The sequence below is a fragment of the Saccharothrix syringae genome, assembly GCF_009498035.1.
In the GTDB taxonomy this organism is placed as follows: Bacteria; Actinomycetota; Actinomycetes; order Mycobacteriales; family Pseudonocardiaceae; genus Actinosynnema; species Actinosynnema syringae.
Genome location: NZ_CP034550.1, coordinates 5765718 through 5781234, shown reverse-complemented (window position 1 = coordinate 5781234; position 15517 = coordinate 5765718). Strand labels below are relative to the sequence as shown.

Sequence of the window (15517 nt, the reverse complement as noted above, 5' to 3'; positions counted from 1 at the left end):
CGGCTGTCCCCGCGCAAGGAGGGCCATGACACGGCCGTTACCGCGAGACCTCCCGGGCAAAACCGGTCCGGCCTCACGACGCCGCCCGCGCACGGGCCGCCGGTCGCCGCTGCGCCACCCGGTTCCGCTGGCCCTGTCGGCCGTCGTGGGCACCTGCGCGGTCCTGGTCCTGCTGCTCGGCCCCGTGGCGTGGTGGGCGACCGCGTCCGTGGGTGAGCTCAAGGGCAAGGAGAAGGCCGACGCCGTCAACTCGACCCGGCAGGTGCTCCTCGCCGCGGCCGGGGGCGCCGCCGCGCTCGTCGGCATCGGGTTCACCGCCCGGACCTACTACCTGTCCCGCCGGGGTCAGCTCACCGACCGCTACGGGAAGGCGGTGGCGCAGCTCGCCTCCGACAAGCTCACCGAGCGCGTCGGCGGCGTCTACGCCCTCGAACACCTCATGGTCGAGTCGGAACGCGACCACGTCACCGTCGTCGAAGTCCTCGCCGCCTTCATCCGCGAGCGGACCACCACCGGGGAGACCGGTATGCACGAGGAGAGGCACAACTGCCGGCACGACGGGTCGAAGCCCGCCTTCCGCTCCCTGGCGACGGACGTGCAGGTGGCGCTCACCGTCCTCGGCCGGCGTCCCCGGCGTCCGGAGCGCAACCCCGTCGACCTCAGGACCGCCGACCTCTGCGGTGCCGACCTGTCGGGCCTCCGCCTGGACCACGCGAACCTGTGGGGCGCCAAGCTCAAGTACACCGTGGCGCACGAGGTCGACCTCCGGCACGCGAACCTGAGCTTCGCCGAACTGGTCGACACGCGGCTGGGGAGGGCCCGGTTGCGCGGCGCCCACCTGGGGCGGGCGGTCCTGGACCACGCCACCCTCGACCACGCGGACCTGCGGGAAGCCGAGCTGGGCGGAGCCGGCCTGCGGAACTGCGACCTCACCGGGGCGGACCTGGGAGGTGCGCGGTTGGGCGGCGCCGACCTGAGCGGTGCGAAGCTGAGCGGCGCGAACGTGACGGGGACCGACCTCGCGACCCCGCGCGGGGAACGGGCGTCGCCGGGGGAAACCGCCGTGGACGGGTCCCGCCGAGGAGGGGAGTAGCCGTGCGCCTGGCCGTCACCGGTCACCGCGGCCTGCCGGGACCGACGGAGCGGTTGGTCGACGCGGCCCTGCGCGACCTGCTGGCCGCGCGGGCCGATGCGCACCTGGTCGGCCTGTCCTGCATCGCCGACGGTGCGGACGCGCTGTTCGCCCGCGCCGTCCTGGACGCCGGCGGCTCGCTGGTCGTGGTCGTGCCCGCCGCGAAGTACCGCGGCGCACTGCCCGGGTCCCACCACCCCGTCTACGACGACCTGCTCTCGCGCGCCGCGGAGGTGGTCGCGCTCGACCACGTCGAACCGGACCCGGCCGCCTACCTGGACGCGAGCCTGCGGATGCTCGACCGGGCCGACGAGCTGGTGGCGGTGTGGGACGGGCGGCCCGCCCGCGGCCACGGCGGGACCGCGGACGTCGTCGGGGAGGCCGGGCGCAGGGGGATGCCGGTCACGGTGGTCTGGCCGGACGGCGCGACCCGCGACTGAGGTCGATCACAGCTGGAAGGTGCAGCTCGACCCCTCGCTCAACTGTCCGCCGACGTTCGGGCTGTAGCTGCCGCACGTGGCGACGACGTCGTAGAACACGATGCGCAGCGGGTTGATCGGGGTCGGCATCATCTGCAGCCTGTCGATGCGGATCACGTAAGGGCCGCCGCTGTCGGTGAAGGCCGAGCACCCGCCGACGTGGACGAAGGGCATGTTCCAGAACCGGGTCCCGCCGGTGCAGTGCTCCCTGTGGTGATCGGGGTTTGCCTGCGACAACTGCGCGTCCGTGCCTACTGCACCGCCGGCGGAGCTGTCCAGGACGGCCCGCGCCACTACACGATGTGCTGGTGCGCGACCACGTGTTCGGCCGCAGCACGCCGACACCGTCCGTGGCAGCGGGCTTTCCCTGATACCCCAACGAGTTCTTCTCCCACCTGCTCGTGTCACGAGCGTTGGCCGATCGGGACCGCCCGGTTTCACTGGGGACGCCGAACGTTTCGGCACCCGGGTCGGTGACGGCGCCGCCCGGGACGGCGGGAGAGGTAGAGGGCCATGGCATTCCGGAAGACGTTGGTCGCCCTGGTGGTCGCGGGCTCGGCGCTGGCGTGGGCACCACCGGCCTCGGCGGACACGGTGGCGGTGATCGAGAGCGCCAACGGTTCGGAGGACGTGTGGCTCCAGACGCTCTGGGACACCAAGCCGATCATCACCGAGGACTACCGCGGCAACGACCGGCAGGTGTGGCGCCTCGGCGCCGGTGACAACCTGATCAGGAACATCGGGACCGGCCTGTGCGCCGCCGCCATCGGCGGTCAGCTCAAGGGGCGCGCGTGCGACCCCGACGACCCCGGGCAGCTGTGGTGGCGCGAGGGCGGTGGCAACTCCCGGGTCATCGTGAACGACGAGTTCGGCACCTGCCTCACCTACGACGGGCACGAGCGCAGCCCGCGACTGGAGCGGTGCGACTACGGCCGGAGCGACCAGCGCTGGTACTTCAACGAGCCGTGAGCCGCTTTCACGCCCGGGCGGCCAGGCCGAGCGCGGTCTGGCCGATCCCGGGCGTCCCCGCCCCGCCGGGTCGGGCGGGTGCTCCGCCACCGGGGCGAACCGCTCCGGCAGGTCGCGGAGCCGCGTGGTCGGGCCCGGGCCCGGCGACGGCCGGTCCCGCCGGTGTCAGCGCGCCAGCAGCCCGCGCAGGGCCTTGACCACGTCCGCGGGCGCCTCCTCGGCCATGAAGTGGCCGCACGACACCGTGCGGTGCTCCAGGTCCGGCGCCCACGCCCGCCACAGCGCCGCCGCGTCGTACCCCAGCGCCGCGCCCCAGTCCTGCTGGAGCACGGTGACCGGCATGCCCAGCCGGTTGCCGGCCAGCCGGTCGGCGGTGTCGTGCGCCACGTCGACGCCCGCGGTGGCGCGGTAGTCGGCCACGATCGAGGTCACCGCGTTCCGGGACGCCTCCAGGTAGGCCGCGCGCACGTCCGCTGGGATGGCCGCGGGGTCGCGGGTCCAGGCGTCGAGGAAGTGGCCGAAGAACGCGTCCGGCGCGGCCCCGATGAGCTGTTCGGGCAGGCCGGGCGGCTGCGCCATCAGGTACAGGTGGAACCCCACCGCGGCGGTCACGCCGTGCAGCACGTCCCACATGTCCAGCGTCGGCAGCACGTCCAGCACGGCCAGGTGGCCGACCGCGTCGGGGTGGTCCAGGCCGGCGCGGATGGCGACCAGCGCGCCGCGGTCGTGCCCGGCCAGGGCGAAGCGGTCGTGGCCGAGCGCGCGGGCCAGGCCCACCACGTCGGCGGCCATCGTGCGCTTGCTGTAGGCGTGGCCGTCGGTGTCGGCGGGCTTGTCGCTGTCGCCGTAGCCGCGCAGGTCGGGGCAGATGACGGTGTGGTCGGCCGCCAGGTCGGCGGCCACGTGCCGCCACATCAGGTGCGTCTGCGGGAAGCCGTGCAGCAGCACGACCGGGTCGCCGGAACCGGCCACGGCCGCGTTGAGCGCCACGCCGTCGGCGACGGTCACCCGTCGGTAGTCGAATCCGGGGATCTGCATGGTCCTGCCTCTCGGGTCGGGTTGCCGTGCCGCCAGCCTCCGGGACCCCGATCAGCAGCCGATCAGCAACGGCTGAGCGGGGGCGCCGGGCCGGGCCGGGTTAGAGTCCCGGCGTCGGGAGGGTTGATGTCGGTGCGGTTCGGCGTGCTCGGCCCGCTGGTGGCCGAGGACGCCAGGGGCCCGGTGCGCGTGGGCGGGCCCCGGCACCGCGCGGTGCTGGCGCGGCTGCTGGTCGCCCGCGGCCGGGTGGTGCCCGTGGGCCACCTGGTCGACGACCTGTGGGACGACGACCCGCCCGAGGGTGCGGTGGGTGCGATCCAGACGTTCGTCGCCGCGCTCCGACGGGCCCTCGAACCGGACCGGCCGCCACGCGCCCCCGCCCGGGTGCTGGTGACCGCGCCACCCGGCTACGCCCTGCGCGCCGAACCGGACGCGGTCGACGCGTGGCGGTTCGAGGCGGCCGTGACCGGGGACCGCGACGCGGCGGGGGTGGACGAGGCGCTGGTGGACGAGGCGCTGGCGCTGTGGCGGGGACCGGCCTACGCCGAGTTCGCCGACCGGCCGTGGGCCCGCGCGGAGGCCGCCCGCCTCGACGAACTGCGCCTGCTGGCCCTGGAACGGCGGGCGGAGGCGCTGCTGGCGTCGGGACGGGCTGCGGCCGCCGTGCCGGACCTGGAGGCGCACGTCGGGCAGCACCCGTGGCGGGAGGACGCCTGGCGGTTGCTCGCGTTGGCCCTGTACCGGGCCGGGAGGCAGGGGGACGCGCTGGGTGCGCTGCGCCGGGCGCGGGGGCGGCTGGCCGAGGTGTTGGGTGTCGATCCGGGGCCGGGGTTGCGGCAGTTGGAGGCCGATGTCCTGGCCCACGCGCCCCACCTGGCCGCGCCACTCGCGGGCACCCACGGGTTGGCCACGCCAGTCGCGCACGGTCCCGATTCGGCCGCACCCACCGCGCACGGCCACAACTCGGCTGCGCACGGCCACAACTCGGCTGCACACGGCCCGGATTCGGCCGCGCACGGTGCCGATTTGGCCGCACCACCCGCCCCCACCCGCCCCAACGACACCCCCACCCCCGCCCGGCCGGAGCGCCACCTCCTCACCCCCTCCCGGCTGGTCGGCCGCGCCGACGAGGTCGCGCAGCTCGACGCCGCGGCCACCCGGGCCACCGAGCTGCCGCGCCCCGTCCTGGCCCTGGTCTCCGGCGACGCCGGCGCGGGCAAGACCGCCCTGGCCGAGGCGTTCACCGACCACCTGACCACCCGCGGCTGGACCACCGCCTGGGGCACCAACCCCGACACCGAGGGCCTGCCCGCCGCCTGGCCGTGGCACCAACTCCTGGACACCCTCGCCGCCCGGGGCCACGGCCACCCGCCCGCCACCCCCACCGACGGCGACCCGCTGGTGGCCCGCTTCCACCGGCACCGCGCCGTCGGCGAGCACCTGGCCGCCGTCGCCCGCCGGACCCCGCTGCTGCTGGTCCTCGACGACCTGCACCAGGCCGGCGAGGAGACCCTGGCGCTGCTGGTCGCCGTGGTCACCGGGTCGACCGCCCACCCGCTGCTGGTGATCGCGACGCACCGCACCACCGACGTCCCCACCGCCCTGGCCGGCCTCCTCGGCCGCGTGGCCCGCGCCGAACCGACGCGCGTCTACCTCGGCGGACTGCCCGCCACCGCCGTGCCCGAACTGGTGCGCGCCACCACCGGCCACGACGTGGACGAGGCCACCGCGACCGCGATCCACCGGCGCAGCGGCGGCAACCCGTTCTTCGTGCGCGAGCTGGCCCGGCTGGTCGAGAGCGAGGGCCCCGACTGGGCCGCCTCGGTACCGCCCGGCGTGCGCGACGTGGTCCGCCACCGCCTGGCCCGCCTGCCCGAACCCGCGCAGGCCGTGCTGCGGCGGGCCGCCGTGGTCGGCACCGACCTGGACCTGGAGCTGCTGACCGCCCTGGTGGGGGAGGACGTGCTCGCACCGGTGGAAACCGCGACCGACCACGGCTTCCTGGTCGAACGCGGCCCGCGGCGGTTCCGCTTCGCCCACGCCCTCGTGCGCGACACCCTCTACCAGGACCTGACCGGCTCCCGCCGAGCCCACTGGCACGCCGCCACCGCCGAGGCGCTGAAACGGCTGCGCCCCGACGAGGTGGACGCGCTGGCCCACCACTTCCTGCTGGCCGACAGTCCCGAAACCGACCCCCGCGCCGCCCACTACGCCCGCGCCGCCGCCGAACGCGCCGAACGCCGAGGCGCCCCGCACGAAGCGGCCCGGCTGTGGGAAGCCGCACTCACCGCCCACGACCGCTCAACCGCCGACCGCTCTGGTCCCGGCCACTCGACCGCCGGCCGCTTCGCCGCCGACCGCTCAGGCACCGACGCCCCCGCCACCGACCCTGCCCCCGCCACGACCCTCGCGCCCACCACCCCCGCAGCAACCCACCCCACCCCCGCAGCCACCAGGCTGGACCTGGTCATGGGCCTGGCCCGCACCAGAGCCGTCACCGGCGACCTGGCCCGATCCCGCCACCACCGAGCCGAGGCGATCGCACTCGCCGAAGACCTCGGCGACCCCGACCTGACCGCCCGCGTGATCACCGCCTTCGACGTCCCCGCCGTCTGGACCGAGCACGACGACCCACCCCTGGCCGCCCGGATCGCCGCCACCACCGAACGCACCCTGGCCGCCCTCCCCGCCGACCGCACCACCACCCGGGCCCGCCTGCTCGCCACCCTCGCCGTGGAGCTGCGCAGCACCGGCGGCACCCGCGCCCGCACCGCCGCCCGCGAAGCCGAAGCCCTGGCCCGCTCCTCAACGGACCCGGCGCTGCTCGCGTTCGCCCTCAACGCCCGCTTCCTGCAGTCCTTCGACCGCGCTGGCCTGGCCCCCGACCGCGCCCGCGTCGGCACCGAACTGGTCGACCTGGCCCACCGGCACGACCTGGTCACCTTCGAGGTCCTGGGCCACCTGGTCCTGATCCAGGCCAACTCGGCGCTCGCCGACTTCACCACCGCCGACCACCACGCCGCCGCGGCCGACCGCCTGGGCCGGACGCACCAACTGCCCCTGGTCCGGGTCTTCACCGACTGGTACCGCGCCCTGCGGACCGGCGTCACCGGTGAACCCGCCGAACCCGCCTACCGCGCCGCCGCCGCCCGCCTGGCCGGCACCGGCATGTCCGGTGTGGACAACGGCATCCTGCCCCTGGCCCTGCTGTGCGACCGCCTCCAACGCGGCGAACCCCCGATCGACGACACCGACTTCGGCGCCTACACCCCCTGGTGCCGCCCCCTCCTGACCCAAACCGAAACCCCCATCCCGGACTCACCCCACGACCTGCTCTACGAAGCCCGCACCTGCCTGCACGCCATCACCGCCGTCCGCACCAACGACCGCCCCGCGGCCGAACGCCTGCACGCCGCCCTCGAACCCGCCGCGAACGAACTGGCGGGCGCCGGCAGCGGCATGCTGACCCTGCGCCCGGTCGCCCACTACCTCGGCGACCTGGCCGCCACCCTGGGCCGCCACCGCCGGGCGGCCGAGCACCGCGAGCACGCGCTGGCCGTCGCCGAACGGGCCGGCGCACCGCACTGGACCGCCCTTTAGCGGTCGGGGAGAAATGCCCGTAGCCGGCGCTTCCGGTTCGGGCGTAATGTGCCTCATTCGCTTTTCGCGATGTCCGATCGCCGCGCCGAGGTAAGCCGCGGCGAATGGAATGAAAATGAGGTGGAACATGCGAACAAGACACTGGCGCGCGCTGATCGCCGCTGCGCTGTCCGCCCTCGTCATAATCCCGCTCGGCGGGCAACCGGTCCGGGCGACCGCCGCCGAGCAGCCGCCACAGGCATACCTCGACTGGACGAAAGTCGTGGTGGCCGCCATCAGCGCGATCGGTTCCTGGGCTTCCTCGGCCAACACCGAGGAGGCCATCAAGCAGGCCACCACGCAGATCCTGTCGGCGGTCAACTCCGCGAAGGCGGAGATCCTGGCCCAGATGGAGACGATCGCCGTGGCCGAGCTGCGGGCGTGCGCCAACCACGCGTTCATCGAGTACATCGACATCGAACGCATGGCACCGGACAACATGCAGCAGTTCGCCCAGAACGCGACCGGCTGCGCGGTGCAGATCGCCAGCACCCTGCCGGCGATTTCCGACGCGGCCCGGAAGGACCAGCTCGGCTTCGCCCTGAGCATCGTGTCCCCGATCGCGCTCAACGCACGCGGTCGCACCGGCTTGACCACCGAGGCGCTGGCCAGCACGCTGTTGAGCGCGCAGGAGCACATCGCCGCGACCCTGCTGCCGAACTGCTGGAGCTACGTCCCGGCCCTCCAGGAACCGGACTTCCCGCGTCCGCGCCCCGGGGACTACATCGGCTGGGACCTCTTCTGCGAGGCGTACAACTACACCAGTTTCGCCAGTGGGTACGGCGTGTTCCGCTACCCGAACGAAGGTCCCACGGAGGTGCACTGGGCGCCCCTGCGGGACCAGGCGAGCAGCACCACCAGCAGGGGCATCGCCATCGCGGTGATACCGCTGCTGCGCCGATGACCTGAAGGCCCAGGGCCTGGCGGGCGCGCGCCAGGGCCTGCACCGCACCCCGCTTCGCGTGTGGCCCACCGATATCCCGCCGCCGACGGGAGTGGTGACGCGCACCAGGGCGGACGACGCACCTCCGTTCGTACCATCAGCCCAACGCGAGTGACGCCCGTCACTCACCTCAACGGAGAGGTCGCGTCATGCCGGCTCTTCGCCCTGCCGTCGCAGCCCTGGCCGCCGCGCTCACCGCCGCACTGGCCACCGCGGCGCTGACCACCACCGCACCACCGGCCCGCGCCGCGGGCCTGCAGGAGGTCACCGGGTTCGGCACCAACCCGGGCAACCTCCAGATGTTCCGCTACGTCCCCGACGGCCTGCCCCCGGACCGCCCGGTGGTCGTCGCCCTGCACGGCTGCACCCAGAACGCCGCGTCCTACGCCACGGGCACCGGCTGGACCAAACTCGCCGACCAGTGGCGCTTCTCGGTCGTCTTCCCGCAGCAGCGCAGCGCCAACAACCTCAACTCCTGCTTCAACTGGTTCGAACCCGGCGACACCCGGCGCGGCGCCGGCGAGGCGCTGTCGATCAAGCAGATGGTCGACCGGGTCAAACAGGACGTGAAGGCGTCGAGCGCCTACGTCAGCGGCCTGTCCGCGGGCGGTGCGATGACCGCCGTCATGCTGGCCACCTACCCGGACGTCTTCGCCGGCGGCGGCGTGGTCGCGGGCCTGCCCTACGGCTGCGCGACCGCCGTGGCCCAGGCATTCGGCTGCATGAACCCCGGCGTGAACCTCACCCCGGCCCAGTGGGGCGACAAGGTCCGCGCCGCCTACGCGGGCGGACCGCGCCCCAAGGTCTCCATCTGGCACGGCACCGCCGACACCACCGTGGTCCCGGCCAACGCCGGGGAGCTGGTCGAGCAGTGGACCGACGTCCACGGCACCGACCAGACCCCCGACGTCAGCGACACCGTCGCCGGCTACCCGCACCGCGTCTACGGCGGGGTGGTGGAGCTGTACCAGATCACCGGCATGGGCCACGGCCACCCGGTGGACCCCGGCACCGGGCCGACCCAGTGCGGCACCGCGGGCGCCTACGTGCTCGACGTCGACATCTGCTCCGCCTACCACCTGGCCCGCTTCTGGGGCATCACCACCGGAACCACCCCGACCACCACCACGAGCACGGCGCAGCCCGTCGACACCGCCACCGGCACCGCGACCCAGCACTACGTGGCCGGCCGCATCGGCGTGACCGACTACAACACCCTGGGCGCCCGCTACGGCTACACCACCGCCTTCACCCTCTACCGCTGCCCGGCCGGCTGGACCGACAAGCCCGACTGCTCACCGATCTGACCCCACCGATCCGACCTCACCGATCCGACCGGGCGCCCAGCCGGATCGCCTGCCACGACACGGGCGGCAGCACGACCCGCAGCGCACCGTCCACCACCTCGACCTCCAACGGCCGCGGCACCACCCGGTCCGGCTCCCGCTCGGTGTTGGTCGCGGTGGGGTCGGCGTCGTGCAGCGACCACGCCTCCACGGGTTCCACCCCGCCCAGGCCCGCCAGCGGCACGCGCAGCTCCACCGGTTCACCGCGGTGCCGGTTGACCGCGAACACCACCACCTCGCCGCTGCCCGGGTCGCGGGTGGCCACCGCGTCCACCAGCGGCACCTCGCCGTGCCGCCCGGTGGCGTGGGTCGGCGCGGCGACGTGCCCGCGCAGCACGTCCCCGCGCGCCAGCCGCGAGGTCAGCGCGAACGGGTGGAAGGTCGTCTGCCGCCACGCCGGCCCGCCGGGCTCGCTGCGGATCGGGGCGATGACGTTGACCAGCTGCGCCTGGCACGCCACGGCCACCCGGTCGCCGTGCCGCAGCAGCGACATCAGCAGGTTGCCGACCACGACGGCGTCGGTCACGTCGTACCGGTCCTCGATCAGGCGGGGCGCCACCCGCCACTCGGTGGGCGGGTCGGCCTGGTAGCGGCTGAGGTACCAGACGTTCCACTCGTCGAACGACAGCGTGATCCGCTTGTCGCTCTTGAGCCGGGCGCCCACCGCGTCGGCGGTGGCCACCACCTGCTCGATGAAGCGGTCCATGTCCACCGCCGAGGCCAGGAAGCTGTCCACGTCGCCGTCCAGCGGCTCGTAGTAGGCGTGCAGCGAGATGTGGTCCACCTGGTCGTAGCACAGCTCCAGGACGGTGTCCTCCCACGCGCCGAAGGTCGGCATGGCGTGGCTGGAGCTGCCGCACACCACCAGCTCCAGCCCCGGCTCGGCCTGCCGCAGCGCCCGCGCGGTCTCCGCGGCCAGCCGGCCGTACTCGTGCGCGGTCTTGTGGCCGGTCTGCCACGGCCCGTCCATCTCGTTGCCCAGGCACCACAGCCGGATGCCGTGCGGCGCGTCGGAACCGTTGGCGCGGCGCAGCTCCGACAGGTGCGTGCCGCCCTCGTGGTTGGCGTACTCGTGCACGTCCAGCGCCTCCAGCACGCCGCGCGTGCCCAGGTTCACCGCGTACATCACCTCGGCGCCGGCCTTGCGGGCCCAGCGGACGAACTCGTCCAGGCCCACCTCGTTGGTCTCGATGCTGCGCCACGCCAGGTCCCGGCGCACCGGGCGGTCCGGGCCGACGCCGTCCTCCCAGCGGTACCCGGAGACGAAGTTGCCGCCCGGGTAGCGCACCACGGACACGCCCATCTCGCGGGTCAGCGCCAGCACGTCGCCGCGGAAGCCGTCCTCGTCCGCGGTGGGGTGCCCCGGTTCGTGGATGCCGGTGTAGACGCAGCGGCCCAGGTGCTCGACGAACGAGCCGAACAGCCGGCGCCGCACGGGCGCCACCACGTCGTCGGCGTGCAGGGCAAGGGTTGCGGTGAGCATGGTCCTCCTACTTCAGGGCGCCCGTGCCCGCGCCGCTGCGCCAGAAGCGCTGGAGCAGGACGAAGGCGATGACGAGCGGGACGATCGCCAGCAGGGAGCCGGTGACCACCAGGTCGAACAGCACGCGCGTGCCCGCCTCCTGCTGCGCGGTGTTGAACCACGTGGTCAGGCCGACGGTGAGCGGGTAGAGGTCGGCGTCGCTGAGCACCACCAGCGGCAGGAAGTAGTTGTTCCAGGTCGCCACCAGGCTGAACAGGAACACCGTGACCAGCGCCGGGCGCATCACCGGCACCACGATCCGCCAGAAGATCCGCAGCTCGCCCGCCCGGTCCACGCGCGCGGCGTCGATCAGCTCCACGGGCACGGCCTCGGCGACGTACACGCGGATCAGATAGGTGCCGAACGGGCTGAGCAGCGAGGGCAGGATGACCGCCCACGCGGTGTCCACCACCTCCAGCTCGGCCAGGATCAGGTAGGTGGGCAGCACCAGCGCGGTGGCCGGCACCATGATCATCCCCAGCAGCGCGGTCTCCAGCAACCGCTTGCCGGGGAAGGAGAACCGGGCCAGGCCGTAGCCCGCCAGCGCGGCCAGCGCGGTGGCGCCGACCGCGCTGGTGCCCGAGTACAGGGCGGTGTTGGCGATCCAGCGGCCGTAGGCGCCGTCGTCCTCGCGGAACAGCCGGCCGATGTTGTCGAACAGGCTGAACTCCTCGCCGAACCACAGCGCGGGGGAGGACAGCAGGTCGGCCTGGTTCTTGGTGGCCGCCACGAGCACCCACAGCAGCGGGACGGCGAAGTACAGCACGCCCGCGAACATCAGCAGGTGCGCCAGGCGGGTGCGCGGCTTCACGAGGCGGCCCCCCGGCGCCGGTTGACGAACACGAACGCGTAGGCCGTTACGAACACCACGAAGCCCAGCGCGAAGGAGATCGCGGCGGAGTAGTGGAAGTCGGAGTAGGCGAACGCCTGGTTGTAGGCGTAGAGGTTGGGCGTGTACCCGGCCGACACCGCGGGCGCGAAGCGGGCCATGACCTGCGGCTCGGTGAAGAACTGCATGGTGCCGATGACGGTGAAGATCGCGGCCAGCGCGATGGCCTGCCGGATCGCGGGCACCTTCACCCGCAGCGCGATCTGCACCTGCGAGGCGCCGTCGATCACCGCCGCCTCGTAGGACTCCCGCGGCACGCCCTGGAGCGCCGAGTAGAGCACGATCATGTTGTAGCCGGTCCACGCCCAGGTCACGATGTTGCCCAGCGACGCCAGCAGCAGCCCGGGGCCGAAGAAGTCCAGCGGCGCACCGCCCACCAGCGTCGGCAGGTCCGCGAACGGCCCGAACGTGCGGCTGTAGAGGAAGCCCCACATCAGCGCGCCGATCACGGCCGGCACGGCGTAGGGCATGAACGCGATCAGCCGGAACGCCAGGGCGAACCTCGTGGTGACCACGTCCAGGGCCAGCGCGCCGGCCAGCGCGATGCCCAGCATCACCGGGATCTGCACCGCGCCGAACACCACCACCCGCAGCAGCCCGTCGAGCAGCACGGGGTCGGTAAAGGCCCGCAGGTAGTTCTCCAGGCCGGTGAAGCGCGTGCCCAGGGCCAGGCTGCGGGTGGACAGGCTCAGCCAGAAGGCGTACCCCAGCGGCACCACCAGGAACGCCACCACGACGAGGAAGAACGGCAGCACGAACAGCACCCCGGCGACCGGGTGCGCGGTCACGCGGCGCGAGGACCGAGAGGCCACGGGACACCCCCTCCGCGAACTAGTTGCCGACCTTGAAGCCCTGCTGCCGGGCGTAGGCGATGACGTTCTCCTGCGTCTCCTCCAGCACCGTCTCCCACGGCCTGCTGCCCGCGATCGCCTCCGCGCTGCGGTCGTTCAGCTCGCCGAAGACGAAGTCCTGGAACGGCGTGTACTGGAACTCGCCCAGCTTCTGCGACACCGGCACGAAGATCTCGTTGACCTTCTGGCCGTTGAAGAACTCGTAGGTCTTGCCGGTGAACGCCGGGTCGGCGGCGATGTCCTTGACCAGCGGGTAGAGGAAGGCTTTGTTGAGCCCGACGTCCCAAGCCTCCTTGGAGCGGCCGAACAGCTCCCGCGCCACCCTGGTGGCCGCCGCGGGGTCCTTGGCCTGCTTGGTGACGGTGAAGGTGGAGCCGCCCCAGTCGCCCTGCTCGTCGGCGCCCGCCGTCCACTGCGGCATCGGCGCGACGGCCCACTTGCCCGCGGTGTTCTTCAGCGACCCGGCCACGTAGCCGGGCGTCCAGCCCGCCGCCGCCCAGGTCCAGTACCTGCCGGAGTCCAGCGCGGCGGTGGCGTCGGCGGTGAAGAACGGGTCGGTGGCCATCAGGCCGCGCCGGACCAGGTCGCCGTGCAGCTCGAACACCTTGCGGCAGGCCGGCGCGGTGAGGTCGATCCGCACCTGGTCGCGCGCCTTCGCCGCGGAGTAGCCGTAGGGGCGGCACCCGGCCTGCCACATCAGGCCGTTGATCCAGCCGCCGTCGCTGCCGAAGCTGGCGATGTGGGCGTTCGGGTCGACGGCCTTGATCCGCTCGGCGGCGGTCCGGTACTCGTCCCACGTGGTCGGCACCGGGATGCCGTGCAGGTCGAACAGGTCCTTGCGGTACATCAGCGCCATGGGCCCGCCGTCGACCGGGATCGCGTAGACCTTGTCGCCGTCGGTGGCCTGGCTCCAGGCCCACTCCGCGTAGAGGGCCTCGTCGTCGTTGGCGCCGTACGGCCCCATGTCGACCAGGGCGTCGAGGATGACGAAGGTCGGGATCTGCTGGAACTCGACCATGGCCACGTCCGGCGCGCCCTTGCCCGCGGTGAACGCGGTCTTGAGCTTGGCGTACTGGTCGGGGCCGGTGCCGACGTTGGTCCACTCGACCTGGACGTCGGCGTGGGAGGCGTTGAAGGCGTCCACCACGCCCTTGAACTCCGGGTACCAGGCCCACACCGACACGCGCACGGGCCCGTCGTCGCCCCCGGCGCCGCCGCACGCGGCCACCGCGAGCAGCCCGCCCGCGACCAGGGCCGAGCAGGCGGCCCGGAGGGATTTCGCCAACCGGCTGACACCGAACATGAGCAGCGCCTTTCCGTCGCGTGCACCTCGTTGGGCACGCGCGACCGCCATCACCGAGCGTGAGCAGGACGTAGGGGCGAGAGGGGCCGGCGGCGGGCCGCCGGTTTCGGTCCGGGTGTCGCGCCACGACCGGCGGGCACGGTGGGCACCGGCCCCGCGTGCCGCCGTGGCACCAGGCTTTGCTGCGCTGCAAAGCACTATGTACCGGCTTTTGCCGCGCTGCAAGACCCCATTCGAATCCCGAAGCGGGTCGTGCTTGTCGCGGCGGGCCGCTCCGGGCACACTCCTGTCCAGCGCCGCAGCGGTGGGTCGTCGCGCCGGTCGCGAGGAGGAGGAGCCATGCGCGAAGCCACGCTGCGTGACGTAGCGCTCCTCGCGGGCGTGTCGCCGCGCACGGTGTCCAACGTGGTCAACGGCTACGCGCGCGTCACCGAGCACACCCGCGCCAAGGTGGAGCGCGCGATCGACGAGCTGGGCTACCGGCCCAACGTGCTGGCCCGCAACCTGGCCAACGGCCGGTCCGGCCAGATCGCCGTGGTGGTGCCCTACCTGGACACCCCGTACTTCGCCGAGCTGCTGCAGGCCATCATCCCCAGGGCCCGCGACCGCGGCTACAACGTCCTGATCGACCAGACCGACGGCGACCCCGACCACGAGCGCGAGCTGATCCGCCGCGGCGGCCGCGCCCTGCTGTTCGACGGCATGATCTTCAGCCCGCTCGGCCTGGCGCAGGACGACCTGGCCGACGGCGACCCCGAGCTGCCGCTGGTGGTGCTGGGCGAACGGGTGTCCAACGGGGTCTTCGACCACGTCGGCATCGACGACGTGGCCGCGTCCCGCGAGGCCACCGCACACCTGATCGGCCTGGGCAGGCGGCGCGTCGCCGCCATCGGCGACCAGCCGTACCCCACGGGCGAGGCCGCGCAGCTGCGCACCTGCGGCTACCGCCGGGCGCACGAGGACGCCGGCCTGCCCGTGGACGAGTCCCTGGTCATCCGCACGCCGCGGTTCAACCGCGCCGACGGCTCCGGCGCCATGCGGCACCTGCTCGACCGCGACGACCCGCCGGACGCGGTGTTCTGCTACAGCGACCTGGTCGCGCTCGGCGCGCTGCACGTCGTGCTGGAACGCGGGTTGCGGGTGCCCGAGGACGTCGCGCTCATCGGCTACGACGACATCGAGGAGGGCCGGTACTCCAACCCGCCGATCAGCACGATCTCACCCGACAAGGTGGCGATCGCGGCCACCGCCGTGGACCGGGTGCTCGACCGCATCGGCAGCGAGGAGAGGTTGCCGGGCATCGAGGTGCGGGCCGCGCACCGGCTCATCGCGCGGCGCAGCACCGTCGGCCGCGCGGCCGGCTGACCCGGCCCGGGGCTGCGGGCTTCCAGGGCTCGGGCCTTTCG

Annotated in this window: 13 protein-coding genes; 7 read left to right on the top strand and 6 right to left on the bottom strand. The window is 73.5% G+C overall.

The features are described from left to right. Positions 1–25 precede the first annotated feature (25 nt). Complete coding sequence (locus EKG83_RS24905; RefSeq protein WP_170191930.1) at positions 26–1093, top strand: pentapeptide repeat-containing protein; 1068 nt, start codon at positions 26–28, stop codon at positions 1091–1093. Between the two features lie 2 nt (positions 1094–1095). Beyond that, on the top strand, positions 1096–1572 hold the full coding sequence (locus tag EKG83_RS24900; protein WP_033434222.1) for a hypothetical protein: 477 nt from the start codon (positions 1096–1098) through the stop codon (positions 1570–1572). Positions 1573–1578: 6 nt separating this feature from the next. On the opposite strand, the gene EKG83_RS24895 is transcribed toward EKG83_RS24900, so the two are convergent. Continuing rightward, entirely contained in the window at positions 1579–1785 is a 207-nt protein-coding gene (locus tag EKG83_RS24895) for a hypothetical protein (RefSeq protein WP_153278358.1), read from the bottom strand. A 339-nt stretch (positions 1786–2124) separates the two neighbouring features. On the opposite strand from EKG83_RS24895, the gene EKG83_RS24890 reads away from it, so the two are divergent. Continuing rightward, on the top strand, positions 2125–2580 hold the full coding sequence (locus EKG83_RS24890) for a ricin-type beta-trefoil lectin domain protein (protein WP_051766669.1): 456 nt from the start codon (positions 2125–2127) through the stop codon (positions 2578–2580). Between the two features lie 165 nt (positions 2581–2745). Here the strand turns inward: EKG83_RS24890 and EKG83_RS24885 are convergent, their stop codons facing one another. After that, positions 2746–3618 (bottom strand): alpha/beta fold hydrolase, encoded by an 873-nt coding sequence (locus EKG83_RS24885; RefSeq protein ID WP_033434218.1) that lies wholly within the window; start codon positions 3616–3618, stop codon positions 2746–2748. A 126-nt stretch (positions 3619–3744) separates the two neighbouring features. Here EKG83_RS24885 and EKG83_RS24880 point away from each other — a divergent pair, with 126 nt between their 5' ends. From EKG83_RS24880 to EKG83_RS24870, 3 genes are all read left to right on the top strand, one after another. Then, entirely contained in the window at positions 3745–7218 is a 3474-nt protein-coding gene (locus EKG83_RS24880; protein WP_153278357.1) for a BTAD domain-containing putative transcriptional regulator, read from the top strand. Between the two features lie 127 nt (positions 7219–7345). After that, positions 7346–8161 carry a hypothetical protein gene (locus EKG83_RS24875; RefSeq protein ID WP_153278356.1) on the top strand — a complete coding sequence of 272 codons (816 nt, stop codon included), beginning with the start codon at positions 7346–7348 and terminating at the stop codon, positions 8159–8161. 188 nt (positions 8162–8349) lie between these two features. After that, positions 8350–9507 (top strand): extracellular catalytic domain type 1 short-chain-length polyhydroxyalkanoate depolymerase, encoded by a 1158-nt coding sequence (locus EKG83_RS24870; RefSeq protein WP_063741371.1) that lies wholly within the window; start codon positions 8350–8352, stop codon positions 9505–9507. 16 nt (positions 9508–9523) lie between these two features. Here EKG83_RS24870 and arfA read toward each other — a convergent pair whose 3' ends face one another. Genes arfA through EKG83_RS24850 form a run of 4 tightly spaced genes read right to left on the bottom strand, consistent with a single transcriptional unit; the run spans position 9524 to position 14111 of the window. Next, the gene (gene arfA / locus EKG83_RS24865) at positions 9524–11029 is read right to left on the bottom strand and encodes an arabinosylfuranosidase ArfA (RefSeq protein ID WP_033432397.1); all 1506 of its coding nucleotides are present in this window, start codon (positions 11027–11029) and stop codon (positions 9524–9526) included. 7 nt (positions 11030–11036) lie between these two features. Next, on the bottom strand, positions 11037–11879 hold the full coding sequence (locus tag EKG83_RS24860; RefSeq protein ID WP_033432398.1) for a carbohydrate ABC transporter permease: 843 nt from the start codon (positions 11877–11879) through the stop codon (positions 11037–11039). Further along, complete coding sequence (locus EKG83_RS24855) at positions 11876–12769, bottom strand: carbohydrate ABC transporter permease (protein WP_033432399.1); 894 nt, start codon at positions 12767–12769, stop codon at positions 11876–11878. Before EKG83_RS24855 ends, EKG83_RS24860 begins: the two co-directional genes overlap by 4 nt. Positions 12770–12788: 19 nt before the next feature. Continuing rightward, positions 12789–14111 (bottom strand): ABC transporter substrate-binding protein, encoded by a 1323-nt coding sequence (locus EKG83_RS24850; RefSeq protein WP_051766243.1) that lies wholly within the window; start codon positions 14109–14111, stop codon positions 12789–12791. 339 nt (positions 14112–14450) lie between these two features. Between EKG83_RS24850 and EKG83_RS24845 the strand changes: the two genes are divergently transcribed. Continuing rightward, entirely contained in the window at positions 14451–15476 is a 1026-nt protein-coding gene (locus tag EKG83_RS24845; RefSeq protein WP_033432400.1) for a LacI family DNA-binding transcriptional regulator, read from the top strand. Positions 15477–15517 lie beyond the last annotated feature (41 nt).

Excerpts from the sequence above, each read along its gene's own strand:
- EKG83_RS24905 (WP_170191930.1), top strand. The coding sequence starts at position 26 with ATGACACGGCCGTTACCGCGAGACCTCCCGGGCAAAACCGGTCCGGCC.
- EKG83_RS24895 (WP_153278358.1), bottom strand. The coding sequence starts at position 1,785 with ATGCCCTTCGTCCACGTCGGCGGGTGCTCGGCCTTCACCGACAGCGGC.
- EKG83_RS24890 (WP_051766669.1), top strand. The coding sequence starts at position 2,125 with ATGGCATTCCGGAAGACGTTGGTCGCCCTGGTGGTCGCGGGCTCGGCG.
- EKG83_RS24885 (WP_033434218.1), bottom strand. The coding sequence starts at position 3,618 with ATGCAGATCCCCGGATTCGACTACCGACGGGTGACCGTCGCCGACGGC.
- EKG83_RS24880 (WP_153278357.1), top strand. The coding sequence starts at position 3,745 with ATGTCGGTGCGGTTCGGCGTGCTCGGCCCGCTGGTGGCCGAGGACGCC.
- EKG83_RS24875 (WP_153278356.1), top strand. The coding sequence starts at position 7,346 with ATGCGAACAAGACACTGGCGCGCGCTGATCGCCGCTGCGCTGTCCGCC.
- EKG83_RS24870 (WP_063741371.1), top strand. The coding sequence starts at position 8,350 with ATGCCGGCTCTTCGCCCTGCCGTCGCAGCCCTGGCCGCCGCGCTCACC.
- arfA (WP_033432397.1), bottom strand. The coding sequence starts at position 11,029 with ATGCTCACCGCAACCCTTGCCCTGCACGCCGACGACGTGGTGGCGCCC.
- EKG83_RS24850 (WP_051766243.1), bottom strand. The coding sequence starts at position 14,111 with ATGTTCGGTGTCAGCCGGTTGGCGAAATCCCTCCGGGCCGCCTGCTCG.
- EKG83_RS24845 (WP_033432400.1), top strand. The coding sequence starts at position 14,451 with ATGCGCGAAGCCACGCTGCGTGACGTAGCGCTCCTCGCGGGCGTGTCG.